1 protein-coding gene and 1 pseudogene are annotated in these 19802 nt (G+C 76.3%); both read right to left on the reverse strand.

The genetic code is table 11. The features are described from left to right. Window positions 1–40: 40 nt before the first annotated feature. Window positions 41–10945 (reverse strand): annotated as a pseudogene (locus ACFY15_RS35430) (SDR family NAD(P)-dependent oxidoreductase); the annotation flags it as partial. A 205-nt stretch (window positions 10946–11150) separates the two neighbouring features. Continuing rightward, the coding region (locus tag ACFY15_RS35435; RefSeq protein WP_390826895.1) for an SDR family NAD(P)-dependent oxidoreductase at window positions 11151–19802 on the reverse strand (8652 nt) is incomplete at its 5' end.

The raw sequence follows: 19802 nt of genomic DNA on the forward strand, positions 1-19802 counted from the left end.
TTTCTGTTCCTCAACGCGAAGGGATGGGCGTGCTGGTCGATCAGTGGGTGTCGAGTTCGCCGTCGAGCAGGTCGAAGAGCTCTTCGTCGGAGGCCTGCGCCACGTCGGCCGCGGTGTCCCCGCCGGTCTCGCGGCCCGGGGCCGGTGCGGGGCCGGGGCCGGTGCCGGGGCCGGAGGCGGCCTCGCGCCATTTCGCGAGGAGGACCTCCAGCCGCAGGGCGGCGGTGGCGCGGCTCGCCCGGTCGTGCGCGGCGCGGGCGAACGCGGTCTCCAGCCGGTCGATCTCGGCGAGCAGCGAGGGGACTTCCCCGTCGGCGCCCGGTCCGGCGTCGGGCAGCGCGCCGGCCAGGTGGTCGGCGAGGGCCGCCGGGGTGGGGTGGTCGAACAGCAGGCTCGCCGGGAGGCGGAGCCCGGTGGCCGTGCCCAGGTGGTTGCGCAGTTCCACCGCGGTCAGCGAGTCGAAGCCGAGGTCGCGGAAGGCCTGGGAGGCGCCGACGGTCTCGGCGGAGGTGTGGCCCAGCACGGCGGCCACCCGGTCCCTGACAAGGCCGAGGAGGATCCGCCGGCGCTTCTCGTCGGAGGCCCCCGCCAGCTGCGCTGCCAGGGCCTCCGTCCCCGCCGGGGGGTCCGCCGCCGGCCGGGCGGGGGTCCGTACGAGGCCGCGGAGCAGGGCGGGCACGGGCCGGGTCCCGGCACGGCGGGCCGGCGCGGACAGGTTCAGCCGTACGGGCAGGAGCACGGCCTCCGGGTCGGCGTCGGCCGTCCCGTCCGCCGATGCCCCGGCCGCCGCCGACGCTGCGGCCACGGCGGTCGCCGCGTCGAAGAGGGCGAGGCCCTCGTCCGGGGAGAGCGGCGACACGCCCGCCCGGGCCATCCGGGCGACGGCCGCCGCTCCGGCCTCGCCCAGCATTCCCTGCGGTCCCTCGGGGCCCGTCCAGGGACCCCAGGCCAGCGAGACGGCGGGCAGTCCCGCCGCGCGACGCGACTGGGCGAGGGCGTCCAGGCAGGCGTTGGCGGCCGCGTAGTTGGCCTGCCCCGCCGTGCCGAGGGTGCCGGCGAGCGAGGAGAACAGGACGAAGGCCGCGAGGTCCCGGTCCCGGGTCAGTTCGTGCAGGTGGAGCGCCGCGTCCGTCTTGGGCCCGAGGACCCGGTCGAGGCGTTCGGCGGTGAGCGAGCCGACGGGGGCGTCGTCGAGCACACCGGCCGCGTGGACCACCGCGGTGAGCGGGTGGGCGGCGGGGATCCCGTCGAGCAGGGCGGCGAGCGCGTTCCGGTCGGCCGCGTCGCAGGCCGCGAGGGTCACCTCGGCGCCCAGGGCGCCCAGTTCGGCGGCGAGGTCGGCCGCGCCCTCGGCGTCGGGCCCCCGGCGACTGGTCAGCAGGAGGCGGCGCGCGCCGTGCGCGGACACCAGGTGCCGGGCCACCAGCCGGCCCAGGGCGCCGGTCGCCCCGGTCACCAGGACCGTACCGGCCGGGTCCAGCCCCAGGGCGGAGGCGTCCGCCGTGGCCGCTGCGGCTCCCGTACGCGCCAGGCGCGGCACGAGCACGCTGCCCTCCCGGACGGCGCACTGCGGCTCCCCGGTGGCGAGCGCCGCGGCCAGGCCGGCGTCGAGGGCAGGGCCCTCGGGCACGCCGGCCTCCACGTCCACGAGGACGAACCGGTCGGGGTGTTCGGACTGGACGGACCTGACCAGGCCCCAGACGGCGGCCTGGGCCGGGTCCGGCCCGGCCGCGTCGGCCCCGCCCGCGCGGACCGCGTTCCGGGTGACGAGGACCAGCCTGCGCGGGTCCTCCCCCGCCTCGACCGCCGCCAGCCGCTCCTGTACGAGAGCCAGGGCGCGGGCCGCCGCGTACCGCACAGCGGCGGACGCCTCCGCCGGGCGGTCCGCGAGCTCCGCCTCCAGCCGGACGACGACGTGACCCGCGGCAGGCGTCAGGGGCGGGGCCGGGGGCGCCTCGGTCCACTCGACGCGGAACAGCGCGTCCCGGAAGCGGCCGGCCCGCGCGGCGGCGAGCTGCTCGGCGGAGATCGGCCGCAGGACCAGGGCGTCCACGGAGGCCACGGTCCGGCCGGTGGTGTCGGCGGCCAGCAGGGAGACGGCGTCCGGGCCCGCGGGGGCCAGCCGGACCCGGAGGGCGGCCGGGCCCCCGCACGGGGCGGCGGCGGACAGCCTGACCCCGGTCCACGAGAAGGGGACCCGCGCCCGATCCGTGCCGGCCCCGTCCGTGTCGGTGCCGGACTTCGTGCCCAGAAGGCCGTCGCCGAGCGCGACCGCGTGCAGGGCGGCGTCCAGCAGGGCCGGGTGCAGCCCGAACCCGGAGACGTCGGTCCCGTCGGGGAGCTCCAGTTCGGCGAAGAGCTCGCCGTCCCGCCGCCACGCGGCGCGGACGCCGCGGAACAGCGGACCGTAGTCGAGCCCCAGGCCGGCCATCCGCTCGTACAGCGAGTCCAGCGGCCCGGCGGCGACGGGGACGGCCTGCGGCGGGGGCCAGGCGGCCAGGCCGGTCCCGTCGCCGGGGGGCGCGGCGGCGGACAGGGTGCCCACCGCGTGGCTCGACCACGGCTCCTCGGCGGGCGCGCCCTGGGGCCGTGAGTGGACCTCCAGCGTCCGGCGGCCGTCGGCGTCGGGGGCCGCGACCCGTACCTGTACCTGGACGGCCCCGTCCTCGGGGAGGACGAGCGGAGCCCCGAGCGTCAGCTCGTCCAGCCGGTCGCAGCCGACGCCGTCGGCGCGGGCGGCGTGCAGCGCCAGGTCCACGAAGGCGGTGCCGGGGACGAGTACGGCGCCCAGCACCACGTGGTCGGTGAGCCAGGGGTGCGTCGCGAGCGACAGCCGCCCGGTCAGGACGAGCCCTTCACCGTCGGCGAGCGGGACGGCGGCGCCGAGCAGGGGGTGGTCCGCCTCGGCCAGACCGGCGGCGGAGACGTCACCGGGGGCGGGGGCCGCCGCCAGCCAGTAGCGGGTGCGCTGGAAGGGGTAGGTGGGCAGGTCGACGTGGCGGGCGCCGCGGCCTGCGAGGACCGCCTGCCAGTCGACGGGGGTGCCGTGGACGTGGAGCCGGGCGAGGGCGGTGGTGACGGCCAGGGGCTCGGCGCGGTCGGTCCGCAGGACGGGCACGGTGAGGGCGCGTTCGTCCAGGAGCTCCTGGGTGAGAGCGGTCAGGACCCCGCCGGGGCCGATCTCCAGGAAGGTGCGGACGCCTTCGAGGACCAGGCAGTCGACGGCGTCGGCGAAGCGGACGGCCTCACGGACATGGCGCACCCAGTAGTCGGCCGAGCCGAACTCCTCGGCCGAGACGGTCCGCCCGGTGAGGGTGGACACGACGGGAAGCGTCGGCGCCTCGAAGGAGACCGATGCGACGACCTCGCGGAAGGCGTCGAGCATCGGGTCCATCAACGGCGAGTGGAAGGCGTGGGAGACGGACAGGGCCCTGGTCTTGCGGCCCCCGGCGGACAGCCGGTCCACAACCGTGGCCACGGCGTCCTCGGCACCCGAAACCACCACGGACGTGGGCCCGTTGACGGCCGCGATACCCGCCCGGTCCTCCAGCCCCGCCAGCAGCTCCCGCACCTCCTCCTCGGAAGCCTGGACCGCGACCATCACCCCGCCCGGGGGAAGCGCCTGCATCAGCCGGCCCCGCGCGGCCACCAGCCTCGCCGCGTCCTCCAACGACAGCACACCCGCGACATGAGCCGCCGCGAACTCCCCCACCGAATGCCCCGCCAGGAAGTCCGGACGCACACCCCAGGACTCCACCAGCCGGAACAACGCCACCTCCACCGCGAACAACGCCGACTGCGCGTATTCGGTCCGGTCCAGCAGCTCCGCGTCGGCACCGAACACCACCTCCCGCAGCGGGAGTTCGAGGTACGGGTCCAGGGCCCCGCACACCGCGTCGAAAGCCTGCGCGAACACCGGGAATGCGGCGTGCAGTTCCCGCCCCATCCCCGGGCGCTGGCTCCCCTGCCCCGAGAACAGGAACGCGTGCTTCCCGCTCCCCGGTGCGGCCGTGGCCCGGACCACCGCGCGGGAGGGCGCTCCGTGCGCCAGCGCGGTCAGGGCTTCCCGCATCCCGTCCGGGTCCTCCGCGGTCACGGCCGCGCGGTGTTCCAGGGCGCTGCGGCCCGTGGCCAGGGCGTAGGCCACGTCCAGTACCGCCCGGTCCGGGTCCTGGACGTACGGCAGGAGGGCGCGGGCCTGCGCGCGCAGGGCTTCCGGGCTCTTGGCGGAGAGCAGCCACGGCGCCGCGAACGGCGCGGCGGGGCCTGTCTCGGCCGGGGTGTCCGGGGCCTGTTCGAGGACGACGTGGGCGTTGGTGCCGCTGAAGCCGAACGAGGAGACGGCCGCCCTCCGGGGCCGGGGCCCCTGCGCCCATTCCACGGGCTCGGTGAGCAGCCGCACGGCGCCCGAGGTCCAGTCGATGTGCGGGGAGGGCTCCTCGGCGTGCAGGGTCCGGGGCAGGACGCCGTGGCGCATCGCCTCGACCATCTTGATGATCCCGCCCACCCCCGCCGCCGCCTGGGTGTGCCCGATGTTCGACTTCAGGGACCCCAGCCACAGCGGCCGCTCCGCCTCCCGCTCCCGGCCGTACGTCGCCAGCAGCGCCTGCGCCTCGATCGGATCGCCGAGCCGGGTGCCGGTGCCGTGCGCCTCCACCGCGTCCACGTCGGCCGCGGAGAGCCCGGCGTTCGCCAGAGCCTGCTCGATCACCCGCTGCTGGGCGGGGCCGTTGGGGGCGGTGAGCCCGTTCGAGGCGCCGTCCTGGTTGACCGCCGAGCCGCGGACGACCGCGAGGACGGGATGGCCGTGGCGCAGGGCGTCCGAGAGCCGTTCCACCAGCAGCACGCCCGCGCCTTCCGCCCAGCCGGTGCCGTCGGCGCCGGCGGAGAAGGCCTTGCAGCGGCCGTCGGCGGCCAGTCCGCGCTGGCGGCTGAACTCGATGAAGGCGCCGGGGCCGGCCATCACGGTCACCCCGCCCGCGAGGGCGAGTTCGCATTCGCCCCGGCGCAGGGACTGGACGGCCAGGTGCAGGGCGACGAGGGAGGAGGAGCAGGCCGTGTCGACCGTGACCGCGGGCCCTTCCAGGCCGAAGGTGTAGGAGAGCCGGCCCGAGACGACGCTGCCGGAGTTGCCGGTGCCGAGGAAGCCCTCCACCCCTTCGGGCACGCTCTGGAGGGACGAGGCGTAGTCGTGGTACATGACGCCCGTGAACACGCCGGTCCGGGAGCCGCGCAGGGTGGCCGGGTCGATGCCGGCGCGTTCGAAGGCCTCCCAGGAGGTTTCCAGCAGGAGCCGCTGCTGGGGGTCCATGGCGAGGGCCTCGCGGGGGGAGATCCCGAAGAAGGCGGCGTCGAACTCGCCCGCGTCGTAGAGGAATCCGCCTCGCAGGGTGCTGCTGGATCCGGCGGTTCCGCCGCTCACGGAGAGGAGGTCGAGGTCCCAGCCCCGGTCCTCGGGGAAGCCGGCGATGGCGTCGGTGCCGGCGGTGAGCAGCCGCCACAGGTCCTCGGGGGACCGTACTCCGCCGGGGTAGCGGCAGCCCATGGCGACGATGGCGACGGGTTCGTCGGTGGCCGTCCCGGCGGGGGCGGCCGTGCGGGTGGCGCCTCCGGGGCGGGGGGTGTCCGTCAGGCGGTGCAGGAGGTGGCGGGCGAGGGCGTCCGGGGTGGGGTGGTCGAAGACCAGGCCGGCGGGGAGGCGTACGCCGGTCGCCGAGGCGAGGCGGTTGCGGAGTTCGACGGCGGTCAGGGAGTCGAAGCCGAGTTCCCGGAAGGCCTGGCCGGCCTGGACGGATTCGGGGCGGCCGTGCCCCAGGACGGCGGAGGCGTGGGTGCGGACGAGGTCGACCAGCAGGGCTGACCGGCCCGCCTCGGGCAGGCCGGCCAGCCGTTCGGTCAGGGCGGAGCGGGCGTCGTCGGGCGCTGCGGCCGCGACGGCCTCGCCGCGGCGCACGGGGGCGGGGACAAGGTCCCGCAGGAGGGTGGGCAGGGTGCCGGCGCGGGCCTGTTCGCGCAGGACGGGCAGGTCCCAGCGGACGGGTACGAGCAGGGCGTCGGCGGAGCCGAGGGCGCGGTCGAGGAGGCCGAGGCCCTCGTCGGTCCCCAGGGCGAGGAGTCCGGAGCGGCCGATGCGGCGCTGGTCGGCCTCGGCGAGGCCGGCGGTCAGGGCGCTGCTGCGGGCCCACAGTCCCCAGGCCAGGGAGACCGCGGGCAGGCCGGCCGCGCGGCGCTGCTGGGCGAGGGCGTCCAGGGCGGCGTTGGCGGCGGCGTAGTTGCCCTGGCCGGGGTTGCCGAAGACGCCGGCGGCGGAGGAGAAGAGGACGAAGGCGGAGAGGTCCAGGTCACGGGTGAGTTCGTGCAGGTGGAGCGCGCCCGCGACCTTGGGTGCGAACACCCGCCGGATCCGTTCCGGGGTGAGGGCGGGGACGACGCCGTCGTCGGTGACGCCCGCCGCGTGGACCACGGCGGTCAGCGGGTGCGCGGCGGGTAGTGCCGCCAGCAGGGCGGAGAGGGCCTGCCGGTCGGCCACGTCGCAGGCCACGGTGTCCGCCACGGCTCCCAGGGCGGCGAGTTCGGCCGCGAACTCCCGGGCGCCGTCGGCGTCGGGGCCGCTGCGGCTGAGGAGCAGCAGCCTGCGGACCCCGTGCCGGGCCACGAGATGGTGGGCCACCAGGCGTCCCAGGGTGCCGGAGGCTCCGGTCACCAGGACGGTGCCGTCGGCCGGGAACACCGGGGCCGGGCCGGCTGCTCCGTCGGGGTCGCCTCCGGCCGCCGGTGCGTCGGCGCGGGCCAGCCGGGGTGCGAGCAGGACTCCTCCGCGGACCGCGAGCTGCGGTTCGCCGGTGGCGGCCGCGGCGGCGAGCAGGACGGGGTCCGGGTCGGCGGTGCCGGCCCCCGTGTCGACGAGGAGGAGGCGGCCGGGGTTCTCGGACTGCGCCGAGCGCACCAGCCCCCAGACGGCGGCCTGCGCCGGGTCGGCGCCTTCCGCCGGGTCGGTGGCGACGGCGCCCCGGGTGACGAGCAGCAGGCGCGAGTCCGTGCAGCGGGCGTCCGCGAGCCATTCCCGGACGAGGGCGAGTGCGGCCTCGGCGGCCTCGGCGGGCCGCTCGGCCGGGTCCGCCCCGGGGGTGTGGCCCTCGTCCGGCACGGTGACCGTGACGGCCACGGTGTCCGGGGCCGGGGCGGCCTCGGCGTGCAGGGCGGCGAGCGAGTCGAGCAGGGTGACGGGGGCGGGCGTGGCGGGCCCGGCCGTGGCGGGGTCCGCGGGGGTCCACACCTGCCGGAACAGCCCGTCGCCGCGGGACGCCGCCGCGGCCAGCTGTTCGGCCGCCACGGGGCGCAGCACCAGGGAGTCCACGGAGAGCACGGGCCGTCCCGCTCCGTCCGCGAGGTGCAGCGTGACGGCGTCCTCCGCGTCGGGCGCGGGGGCCAGGCGGACCCGGAGGGTGGTGGCTCCGGTCGCGTGCAGGGTCACCCCGTTCCATTCGAAGGGGATGCGGGGCCCGCCGTCGTGCGGGGTGTCGCCGAGGGCGGCGGTGTGGAGGGCGGCGTCGAAGAGCGCGGGGTGCAGGCCGAATCCGGTGGTGTCGGTGCCGTCGGGCAGGGCGATCTCGGCGAAGAGCTCCTCGCCGCGCCGCCAGCCCGCGCGGATCCCCCGGAACAGGGGGCCGTACTCCAGGCCGAGGCCGGTCATCCGGTCGTAGAGGGTCTCGGGGTCGGCGGGTTCGGCGTCGGCCGGGGGCCACGGGGCGGGCGCGGAGGGGTCCGGGGCGGCAACGGGGGTGGGGGCCAGGAGGCCGGAGGCGTGGCAGGTCCAGGCGTCGGCGTCGAGTGTCTCGTCCGGCTGGGAGTAGAGGCGTACGCCGCGCCGGCCGTGGGCGTCGGCGGTCTCGACGACGGCCTGGAGCCGTACCCCGCCCTGCGGGGGCAGGACGAGCGGGGCCTCCAGGGTGAGCTGCTCGATCCGGCCGCATCCGGCCTGGTCCCCGGCGCGGACGGCCAGCTCGACGAGGGCGGTGCCCGGCAGGAGGGGGCTGCCCAGGACGCGGTGGTCGGCGAGCCAGGGGTGCGTGGTGAGCGAGACGCGGCCGGTCAGCAGGACGCCCTCGCCGTGGGCCAGGGTCACGGCGGCGCCGAGCAGCGGGTGGCCGGCGGGGCGCAGGCCCGCGCCGGAGAGGTCGCCGGTGGCGGGCCGGGTCTCGAGCCGGTACTCCTCGCGCTGGAAGGCGTAGGTGGGCAGGTCCACGCGGCGGGCGCCGCGGCCCGCGAAGACCCCCTCCCAGTCGACGGGCGTGCCGTGGACGTGGAGGCGGGCGACGGCGGTGGTGACGGCCAGGTCCTCGGGCCGGTCGGCGCGCAGGGCGGGGACCACGACGGCGCCGTCGTCGAGGAGGTGCGCGGCGAGGGCGGCCAGGACGCCGCCGGGGCCGATCTCCAGGAAGGTGCCCGCGCCTTCGGCGGCGAGGGAGCCGACCGCGTCGGCGAACCGGACGGTCTCGCGGACGTGCCGTACCCAGTAGTCGGCGGAGCGGAACTCGTCGGCCGGCACGGGGCGGCCCGTGAGGGTGGAGACGACCGGCAGGGACGGCGTTGCGAAGGACACCCCGTCGAAGGCCTTGCGGAACTCCGCCAGCATCGGGTCCATCAGCGGGGAGTGGAAGGCGTGGGAGACCGGCAGCTCCCTGGACTTGCGGCCCTGGGCGGACAGCCGGCCGACGACGGCGGCGACGGCCTCGGCGGCGCCCGAGACCACCACGGAGGCGGGCCCGTTGACGGCGGCGATCGCGGCCCGGTCCTCGTACCCGGCCAGCAGCTCGCACACCTCCAGTTCGGAGGCCTCGACGGCGGCCATCACTCCGCCGGCGGGCAGCGCCTGCATGAGGCGGGCCCGGGCGGCCACCAGGCGGGCCGCGTCGTCGAGGGAGAACACCCCGGCCACGTGGGCCGCGGCGAACTCGCCCACGGAATGCCCGGCCAGCAGGTCCGGGCGCACGCCCCAGGACTCCACCAGCCGGAACAGGGCCACCTGGAGCGCGAACAGGGCCGGCTGCGCGTGCCCGGTCCCGTTCAGGGGGCCGCTGTCCGTGCCGAACACCACCTCCTTCAGGGGGCCTTCGAGGTGCGGGTCCAGGGCGGCGCAGACGGCGTCGAAGGCTTCGGCGAACACGGGGTGGACCGCGTACAGCTCGCGTCCCATGCCGGGGCGCTGGCTGCCCTGGCCCGAGAAGAGGAACGCGGTGCGGCTGCGGGGCAGGACCACCCCCGTCGCCGTGCTGCCGTCCGTGGTGTCGGGGGTGTTCTCGCCCCGGGCCAGCAGGTCCAGGGCCCGGCGCAGTCCTTCGGGGTCCGAGGCGACGACGACGGCGCGGTGGTCCAGTGCGGCCCGGGTCGTCGCCGTGGAGAGGCCGAGGTCGGCCAGGGACTGTTCGGGGTGGTCGGTGGTGTGGCGCAGGAGGCGGGCGGCCTGTGCGCGCAGGGCGGCCGGGTTCTTCCCGGACAGCAGCACGGGCGTGCGGCCGGCCGTGCGCCGGGGGGCCGACGCCTCGGCGGGCTCCGGTGCCGGTTCCGGGTGGGGCGGCTCCTCCAGGACGACGTGGGCGTTGGTGCCGCTGAACCCGAAGGAGGAGACGGCCGCCCTGCGGGGCCGGTCGCCCTCCTTCCAGGGGACGGGCTCGGTGAGCAGGCGGACCGCGCCGGAGGACCAGTCGACGTGCGGGGACGGGGAGTCCACGTGCAGGGTCCTGGGGAGCAGGCCGTGGCGCAGGGCCTCGACCATCTTGATCACGCCGCCGACGCCGGCCGCCGCCTGGGTGTGCCCGATGTTGGACTTGAGCGAGCCCAGCCACAGCGGCCGGTCCTCCGCGCGCCCCTGTCCGTAGGTGGCCAGGAGGGCCTGGGCCTCGATGGGGTCGCCGAGGGTGGTGCCCGTGCCGTGGGCCTCCACCGCGTCCACGTCGGCGGGGCCCAGCCGGGCGTCGGCCAGGGCGTGGCGGATGACCCGCTGCTGGGAGGGGCCGTTGGGGGCGGTCAGACCGTTGGAGGCGCCGTCCTGGTTGACGGCGGAGCCGCGGACCACGGCGAGGACCGGGTGGCCGTTGCGGCGGGCGTCGGAGAGCCGCTCCACGAGGAGCAGGCCGAGGCCCTCGCCCCAGCCGGTGCCGTCGGCCGCCGCCGCGAAGGGCTTGCAGCGGCCGTCCACGGCCAGGCCGCGCTGGCGGCTGAAGTCCACGAAGGAGGTGGGGGTGAGCATGGTGGTGACGCCGCCCGCGAGGGCCAGGTCGCATTCGCCCTCGCGCAGGGCCCGCACCGCCAGGTGCAGGGCGACGAGGGAGGAGGAGCAGGCCGTGTCCACGGTGACGGCCGGTCCTTCGAGGCCGAAGGTGTAGGACACCCGGCCGGAGACCACGCTGGCCGCGCTGCCGGTGCCGATGTAGCCGTCGACGTCCTCCACCGCCTGCTGGAGCAGGGCCGAGTGGTCGTGGTACATGACGCCGGTGAACACCCCGGTCCGGCTGCCCTTGAGCGAGGTGGGGTCGATGCCGGCCCGCTCGAACGCCTCCCAGCAGGACTCCAGGAGGAGCCGCTGCTGGGGGTCCATGGTGAGCGCCTCGCGGGGCGAGATCTCGAAGAGGCCGGCGTCGAAGAGGCCGATGCCGTCGAGGAATCCGCCCTCGCGGACGTGGCTGGTGCCCCGGGTGTCCGGGTCGGGGTCGTAGAGCCCTTCCAGGTCCCAGCCCCGGTCGGCGGGGAACCCGGTGATGGCGTCCCCGCCCTCCGCGAGGAACTCCCAGAGCCCCTCGGGGGTGGTGATCCCGCCGGGGAAGCGGCAGCTCGTCGCGACGATGGCGATCGGCTCGTGGCGGGCCTCGTCGAGGTCCCGCAGCCGCTCGCGGGCCTCGTGCAGGTCCGCCGATACCCGCTTGAGGAAGTAGCGGAGCTTTTCCTCGTTGTTGTTCGCCTGGGGGTCAGTCACTGGGGTCACCTTTTGCATCGAGCCCGTACGGGCCGGGGGCCGTGAGGCCCGTGCGGTCGGGGGGCGGGAGGGCCGGGAGGGCCGGGGAAAGGCCGTGTCGGCGGGGGTGCAGGGAGGGGCCGGAGTACGGCGGAGGGCGGCGGGTGCGGGGCGCGCGTGGCCCCGCACACGGTGCGGTTCAGGAGATCCCGAACTCCTTGCCGATGAAGTCGAACATCTCGTCGTCCGTCGCGGTGTGGAGCCCGTCCGCGACGCCGCCGGCCTCCGCCTCCGCCTGGCCGCCGGGCGCGGCCCACCGGTCCAGCAGCCGGCGCAGGTGCGCCGTGACGGCGTCGCGGGCGTCCGCGTCGTCCGTCGCCGTGCCCCGCAGCTCGGTCTCGATCCGGTCGAGCTCGGCGAGCAGCCCCGTGACGTCCCGGCCGGCCGGGGCGGCCTCGGCCCCCAGGTGGCCGGCCAGTTCGGCGGGGGTGGGGTAGTCGAAGACGAGCGTGGGGGGCAGCCGCAGCCCGGTCTCCCCGCCCAGCCGGTTGCGCAGCTCGACGGCGGTCAGCGAGTCGAACCCGAGGTCGCGCAGTGCCTGGCCGGGACGCACGTCCCGGGGCGAGGCGAGGCCCAGGACCGCGGCCACGTGCTCGCACACCAGATCCAGCAGCAGGGTGCTCCGTTCGGTCTCGGAGAGCCCGGCCAGCCGGGCCGTCAGGTCTCCTCCGGTACCGCCCGGCCGCGCGGCTGCCCGCTCCGCTCCCCCGTCGGCGGCGGAGCGCCGCGCCGGAACAGGGACCAGGGAGGCGAGCAGGGCCGGCAGGGTTCCGGCCGCGGCCTGCCCGCGCAGCACCGCCTGGTTCAGGCGGACCGGGACGACCGCGCTCTGCGGGTGGGCCGTCGCGGCGTCGAAGAGGCCGAGGGCCTCCTCGGTGCTCAGCGGCAGCACACCGCCGCGTGACATCCGGCCCCGGTCGGCGTCCGTCAACTCGCCGGTGATGCCGCTGCTTTCGGCCCACAGCCCCCACGCCAGGGACACGGCCGGCAGGCCGGCGGCGCGGCGCTGCCGGGCGAGGGCGTCCAGGAAGGCGTTGGCGGCGGCGTAGTTGGCCTGGCCCGCCGCGCCGAAGACACCGGCGGCGGAGGAGAACAGGACGAACGCGGAGAGCTCCATGCCCCGGGTGAGCTCGTCCAGGTGCAGGGCGGCGTCCACCTTGGGACGGAAGACGCGGTCGATGCGCTCCGCCGTGAGACCGGTCAGGATCCCGTCGTCGGTCACCCCCGCCACGTGCACCACACCGGTCAGGGGGTGCGCATCGGGTACGGCGGCCAGCACCCGGGCGAGGGCCTCGCGGTCGGCCACGTCGCAGGCCTCCACGGTGACCCGGGCCCCCAGGGCGGTCAGCTCCGCCTCCAGTCCGGGCATGCCCTCGGCGGCGGCGCCCCGCCGGCTGACGAGCAGCAGGTGACGCACCCCGTGCCCGGTGACCAGGTGCCGGGCGACGTGCCCGCCCAGTACGCCCGAGGCGCCGGTGACGAGGACCGTGCCGTCGGCCGTGAACGCGGGTCCGGCCCCGCCGGGCAGGACCGGGGGTCCGGTCCGTGCCAGCCGGGGGACGAGGACCGCCCCGCCGCGTACGGCGAACTGCTCCTCGCCCGAGGCCGGCAGGGCGGGCAGGGCCCGCGCCGACGCCGGGTCGCGGTCGAGGTCGACCAGGACGAAGCGGCCCGGGTTCTCCGCCTGCGCCGAACGCACCAGGCCCCAGATCGCGGCCTGCGCCGGGTCCACCTCCTTGTCGCGGTCCTCCTCGCCGCGCCCCTTGGCGGCGACGGCGTTGCAGGTCAGGACGGCCAGCCGGGAACCGGCGTACCGTTCGTCGGCGAGCCACCGCTGGAGCAGCTCCAGGGCGCGGTGGGCCGTCGCGTGGACGTGGGCGACGGGGTGGTCCCGGTCGGGGCGGACGTCGACGGCCGCGAGGAGGACGGCGGGCGCCGGCCCCTCCCCTCCGCCGGGCGGATCCACCAGATCGGTGCGGAAGACGACGTCCATGCCGGAGTCCTCCAGTGCCGCGCGCAGTCCGTCGTCGCCTCCGACGAGGGTCCACTGCCCGCCGGGACGGTCCACGGAGTCCTCAGGGGTGAGGGGAAGGGGGGTCCAGTCGAGCCGGTAGAGGGACTCCTGCCGCCCCTGTGCCCGCCCGGCCTCGGCCAGCTGCTCCGCCGAGACGGGGCGCAGCACCAGGGAGTCGACGGAGGCCACGGGCCGCCCGGCCTCGTCGGTGGTCAGCAGGGCCACCGAGTCGGCGCCGGCCGGGACGATCCTGACCCGCAGGGCGCGGGCGCCGGTGGCGTGGACGGTCACCCCGTTCCAGGCGAAGGGGATCCGGCCGCGTCCGGCATCGGGCAGCAGGCCGGCGAGGCCGATCGCGTGGAGGGACGCGTCCAGCAGGGCGGGGTGGACGCCGAAGCCGGTGACCGCGGTCTCCTCGGGCAGCCGTACCTCGGCGAAGACCTCGTCGCCGCGCCGCCAGAGCCCGTGCAGGCCCTGGAACACCGGTCCGTACTCGAGGCCGAGGCCGGCCAGCCGCTCGTACGCGCCGCCGGTGTCCAGGGACTCGGCCCCCGGTGCCGGCCACGCGGAGAGGCCGGAGGGCTGCTCCTGCTCTCCGTGGGCTTGCACGGAGACCACACCCGTGGCGTGGCAGGTCCACGGCTCGGTGGAATCGGCGGTCTCGGGGCGGGAGTAGAGGTTGACCGTACGGTGCCCGGTCGCGTCGGGCCCGCTGACGACGGCCTGGAGCTGCACGGCGCCGTCCTCGCGGAGCACGAGCGGCGCGCCGAGGGTCAGCTCGTCCACCCGGTCGCAGCGCACCTCGTCGGCGGCGCGCAGCGCCAGGTCGACCAGTGCGGTGCCGGGCAGCAGGACCGTGTCCATCACGGTGTGGTCGGTGAGCCAGGGGTGGGTGGCCGGGGACAGCCTGCCGGTCAGCAGGGCACCCTGGCCGTCGGCGAGGGGCACGGCCGCCCCCAGGAAGGGGTGCTCGGCGTCCACGAGTCCGGCGGCGGCCACGTCACCGGCCGGGGCGACCGGGTCGAGCCAGTAGCGGCGGTGGTGGAAGGCGTAGGTGGGCAGGTCGACGGGGTGACGGGCCGGTCCGGCGTGGACGGCGGCCCAGTCGACGGGGGTGCCGTGGACGTGGAGCCGGGCGAGCGCGGTGGTGACGGCGAGCTCCTCGGGACGGTCGGCGCGCAGGACCGCGACGGCCACCGCCCGCTCGTCCAGGACCTCCTGGGTGAGGGCGGTCAGCACCCCGCCGGGGCCGATCTCCAGGAAGGTGCGCACGTCGTCTGCGGCGAGGGTGGCGACGGCATCTGCGAAGCGGACGGCCTCACGGACATGGCGCACCCAGTAGTCGGCCGAGCAGAGCTCCTCCGCCGAGACGGTCCGCCCGGTGAGGGTGGACACGACGGGAAGCGTCGGCGCCTCGAAGGCGACCGATGCGACGACCTCGCGGAACGCGTCGAGCATCGGATCCATCAACGGCGAGTGGAAGGCGTGGGAGACGGACAGGGCCCTGGTCTTGCGGCCCCCGGCGGACAGCCGGTCCACAACCGTGGCCACGGCGTCCTCGGCACCCGAAACCACCACGGACGTGGGCCCGTTGACGGCCGCGATGCCCGCCCGGTCCTCCAGCCCCGCCAGCAGCTCCCGCACCTCCTCCTCGGAAGCCTCGACCGCGACCATCACCCCGCCCGGGGGAAGCGCCTGCATCAGCCGACCGCGCGCGGCCACCAGCCTCGCCGCATCCTCCAACGACAGCACACCCGCGACATGAGCCGCCGCGAACTCCCCCACCGAATGCCCCGCCAGGAAGTCCGGACGCACACCCCAGGACTCCACCAGCCGGAACAACGCCACCTCCACCGCGAACAACGCCGACTGCGCGTATCCGGTCCGGTCCAGCAGCTCCGCGTCCGCACCGAACACCACCTCCCGCAGCGGGAGTTCGAGATGCGGGTCCAGGGCCCCGCACACCGCGTCGAAGGCCTGCGCGAACACCGGGAATGCGGCGTGCAGTTCACGCCCCATCCCCGGGCGCTGGCTCCCCTGCCCCGAGAACAGGAAGGCCGTCCTGCTGCCGTCGGCGGACTCGGCTTCACCGCGTACGACACCGGCCGCCTGCCGGCCGGTGGCGATGGCCTCCAGGCCTGCCAGCAGCTCCTCGCGGCCGGCCCCGACCACGGCGGACCGCAGTTCCATCGAGGCGCGTGACACGGCGAGCGAGCGTCCGATGTCGGCGAGTCCGAGGGCCGGGTGCCCGCTGACGTGCTCCGCGAGGCGCTGCGCCTGGGCACGCAGGGAGGTCTCGTCCTTGGCGGACAGCACCCACGCGACGGCTCCGGAGTCGGCGGAAGCGCCGGTGGCTGCCGGGCCGGGTTCCGTGCCGGGGACGTGTTCCAGGACGACGTGGGCGTTGGTGCCGCTGACGCCGAAGGAGGAGACGCCCGCCCGGCGCGGACGGCCGCCGTCCACGGCCCACTCACGGGCCTCGGTCAGCAGCCGTACCGTCCCCGTCGACCAGTCGATGTGGGGGGACGGCTCGTCGGCGTGGAGGGTCCTGGGGAGGACTCCGTGGCGCATGGCCATCACCATCTTGATCACACCCGCCACACCGGCCGCGGCCTGCGTATGACCGATGTTGGACTTCAGCGAGCCCAGCCACAGCGGCCGGTCCGCGTCCCGCTCCTGCCCGTAGGTGGCCAGGAGGGCCTGGGCCTCGATCGGATCGCCGAGGGTGGTGCCCGTGCCGTGCGCCTCGACGGCGTCCACGTCACCCGCCGACAGGCCCGCCTGCGCCAGGGCTTGGCGGATCACGCGCTGCTGCGCCGGCCCGTTCGGGGCGGTCAGGCCGTTGGACGCGCCGTCCTGGTTCACCGCCGACCCGCGGACCACCGCGAGCACCCGGTGGCCGTTGCGGCGGGCGTCGGACAGCCGCTCCACCAGGAGCATGCCGGCGCCCTCGGCCCAGCCGGTGCCGTCGGCGCCTGCGGAGAACGCCTTGCAGCGGCCGTCGGCGGCCAGCCCGCGCTGGCGGCTGAACTCGACGAAGGTGTTGGGGGTCGCCATGACGGTGACCCCGCCCACGAGGGCCATGGAGCACTCGCCCTGGCGCAGGGCCTGCGCCGCGAGGTGCAGGGCCACCAGGGACGAGGAGCAGGCCGTGTCCACGGTCACCGCCGGCCCCTCCAGGCCGAAGGTGTACGAGAGCCGGCCCGAGGCCACGCTGCCGGAGGTGCCCATGCCGAGGTGTCCTTCGAGCCCTTCGGGTACGGTCCCGCCGAGCCGGGAGCCGTAGTCGTGGTACATGACCCCGGCGAACACCCCGGTACGCGAGCCCTTCAGCGTCGCCGGGTCGATACCGGCCCGCTCGAACACCTCCCACGAGGTCTCCAACAGCAACCGCTGCTGGGGATCCATCGCCAGCGCCTCACGCGGCGAGATCCCGAAGAACGCGGCATCGAACTCCCCCGCCTCGTACAGGAACCCGCCCTCACGGGCATAACTCGTCCCCGCGTGATCCGGATCCGGGTGAAACAGCTCGTCCAGCGCCCAGCCACGGTCCACCGGGAACCCGCCGACCGCGTCACCACCCTCCGCGACCAACCGCCACAGATCCTCCGGAGAACGCACCCCACCCGGATACCGGCAGCTCATCCCCACGATCGCGATCGGATCCTCGACGGAGGCGACCTGGACGGCCGTGGCCGGCTGCGCCGGATCGGCGTCCGTGCCCAACAGTTCGGTGAGCAGCAGGCGGGTCAGTGCCTCGGGCGTCGGGTGGTCGAAGACGAGGGTGGCGGGCAGCCGGAGTCCGGTGGCGGAGTTGAGGGTGTTGCGGAGTTCGACGGCGGTCAGCGAGTCGAAGCCGAGATCCCTGAACTGCCGGTCCACCGCGACCGACCGTGCGGACGCGTGCCCGAGGACGGCCGCCACCTGGGTGCGGACCAGGTCGAGGACGAACGCGTGCCGCTCGTCCGTCGGCAGCGCGGCGAGCCGGCCGGCCGCCGTGGTCTGGCCGGTCGCCGCCCGCGGGGCTTCTTCGAGGCTGCGCCGTAAGGAAGTGCGCACCAGCTTCCGCAGCAGCGGCGGCAGGGCGCCCGCACGGGCCTGGGCGTGCAGCGCCTCGGTGTCCAGGCGGGCCGGGACCAGCACGGCCCGCTCGGAGCGGCAGGCGGCGTCGAAGAGGGCCAGGCCCTCCTCCGCCTCCAGGGCGATCAGTCCGGAGCGGCTGATCCTGTGCCGGTCGGCGGCGGCCAGCCCGGCCGTGAGGGTGCTGCTCTGTGCCCACAGGCCCCAGGCGAGGGACACCGCGGGGAGCCCCTCGGCCCGGCGGGACGCGGCCAGGGCGTCGAGGAAGGAGTTCGCGGCGCAGTAGTTGGCCTGTCCGGCGCTGCCGAGGGTGCCGGCGGCGGAGGAGAACAGGACGAAGGCGGACAGGCCGGCGTCGCGGGTCAGTTCGTGGAGGTTGAGGGCCGCGTCGGCCTTCGGGCGGAACACCCGGTCGACGCGGTCCGGGGTGAGGGAGGCGACGGTGCCGTCGTCGGTCACCCCGGCCGCGTGGACGACGGCAGCCAGCGGGTGTTCGGCGGGGACCGTCGCCAGCAGGAAGGCGAGTTCGTCACGGTCCGCGACGTCACAGGCCACGGTCCGGGTCTCGGCGCCCAGCTCCCGCAGCTCCCGCGTGAACTCGGCCGCTCCGGGCGCGTCCTGGCCCCGGCGACTGGCCAGCAGCAGGTGCCGCACTCCGTGGACGGTGACGAGGTGGCGGGCGACCAGTCGGCCCAGCGCACCCGACGCGCCGGTGATGAGCACCGTGCCGCCGACCGGGAAGGCGACGGGGGCGTGCTCGGCCGGGCCCGGTTCGCCTGCCCGTACGAGCCGCGGGACGAGCAGGGCCCCGTCACGGAGCGCCACCTGCGGCTCGTCGCAGGCGACGGCGGCCGCCAGCGCGGCGGTGTCCTCGTCGCCGTCGGAGTCCACCAGCACGAACCGGCCGGGGTTCTCCGACTGGGCGGAACGTACGAGACCCCAGACGGCGGCCTGCGCGGGGTCGACGGCGTGCGCCCCGGCCCCGGTGGCGGCGGTCGCGTCGACCGCGCCGCGCGTCACGAGCACCAGGCGCGAGCCGGCGAACCGGTCCTCTCGGAGCCACTCCTGAAGCAGCTCCAGGACGCGGCGCGTGGCGGCGGCCGGTGCGGCCCCCTCCCCCGCACCCGGCAGCACGACGGCCACGTTCCCGGGTACGGAGGCGCCGACCAGGTCGGCGAGGCGCTCGCACCGGACCGGTGCGGCGGACTCGGGCTCCGCGGCCGGTTCGCACCGCTCCCACGCCACCCGGAACAGCGCGTCCCGCAGCCCCGTACCGCCTTGGGCGGCGGCGCCGGCCTCGGCGAGCTGCTCGGGGGTGACCGTGCGCAGGAGCAGCGAGTCGACCGAGGCGACGGGCCGTCCCAGGGCGTCGCCGATCCGCAGCTCCACCGTGTCCGTCCCGGATGCGGCCCGGGTCAGGCGGACCCGCAGGGTCTCGGCGCCGCTGCCGTACACGTTCACACCGCTCCAGGCGAACGGGAGCCGGCCGGCGTGGCCGGTGCCGAGGAACTCCCCGACGCTCATGGCGTGCAGGGCCGCGTCGAGCAGCGCGGGGTGCACGGCGAACCCGTCGACCGGCGTCCCGTCGGGCAGCGCGACCTCGGCGAACAGCTCGTCCTGGCCGCGCCGCCAGAGGGCGCGCAGCCCCTGGAACACCGGGCCGTAGTCGAAGCCGGCGTCGGCCAGCCGGTCGTAGCAGTCGTGGAGGTCGACGGCGGTGGCGTCCGCGGGGGGCCAGGTGGCGTCCGTTTCCGGCTGCGTCCGTCCGGTGTCGGGGACGAGGAATCCGGTCGCGTGGCGCGTCCAGGAATCCTCCCCGTCGGCCTCGGCGGCGGTTTCGGGGCGGGAGTAGATCTTCACCGTCCGACGGCCCGAGTCCTCTTCCGCGGCGCCGACGAGCACCCGGATCTGGACCGCGCCCTGCTCCGGAAGGACCAGGGGTGCGGCGAGGGCGAGTTCTTCGACGCGGCCGCCGCCGAGTTCGTCGCCGGCGCGTACGGCCATCTCCAGGAAGGCCGTACCGGGGAGCAGGGTCACGCCGGAGACGGCGTGGTCCGCCAGCCAGGGGTGGGTGGTGAGGGAGAGGCGTCCGGTGAGCAGGGAGCCCGCGCCGTCGGGCAGCAGGGCCGTGGCCCCGAAGAGGGCGTGGTCGGCGCCGGTCAGTCCGGCGGCGGTGACGTCGCCCGTACCGGCCGGTGCGTCGAGCCAGTAGTGCTCGTACTGGAAGGGGTAGGTGGGCAGGTCGACGTGGCGGGCGCCGCGGCCTGCGAGGACCGCCTGCCAGTCGACGGGGGTGCCGTGGACGTGGAGCCGGGCGAGGGCGGTGGTGACGGCCAGGGGCTCGGCGCGGTCGGTCCGCAGGACGGGCACGGTGAGGGCGCGTTCGTCCAGGAGCTCCTGGGTGAGGGCGGTCAGGACCCCGCCGGGGCCGATCTCCAGGAAGGTGCGCACGTCGTATGCGGCGAGGGTGGCGACGGCGTCGGCGAAGCGGACGGCCTCACGGACATGGCGCACCCAGTAGTCGGCCGAGCCGAACTCCTCGGCGGAGACCATCCGCCCGGTGAGGGCGGAGACAACCGGCAGGGACGGGGCGCCGAAGGCAACCGATGCGACGACCTCGCGGAACGCGTCGAGCATCGGGTCCATCAACGGCGAGTGGAAGGCGTGGGAGACGGACAGGGCCCTGGTCTTGCGGCC

The organism is Streptomyces sp. NPDC001373 (genome assembly GCF_042895815.1).
Lineage (GTDB): Bacteria > Actinomycetota > Actinomycetes > Streptomycetales > Streptomycetaceae > Streptomyces.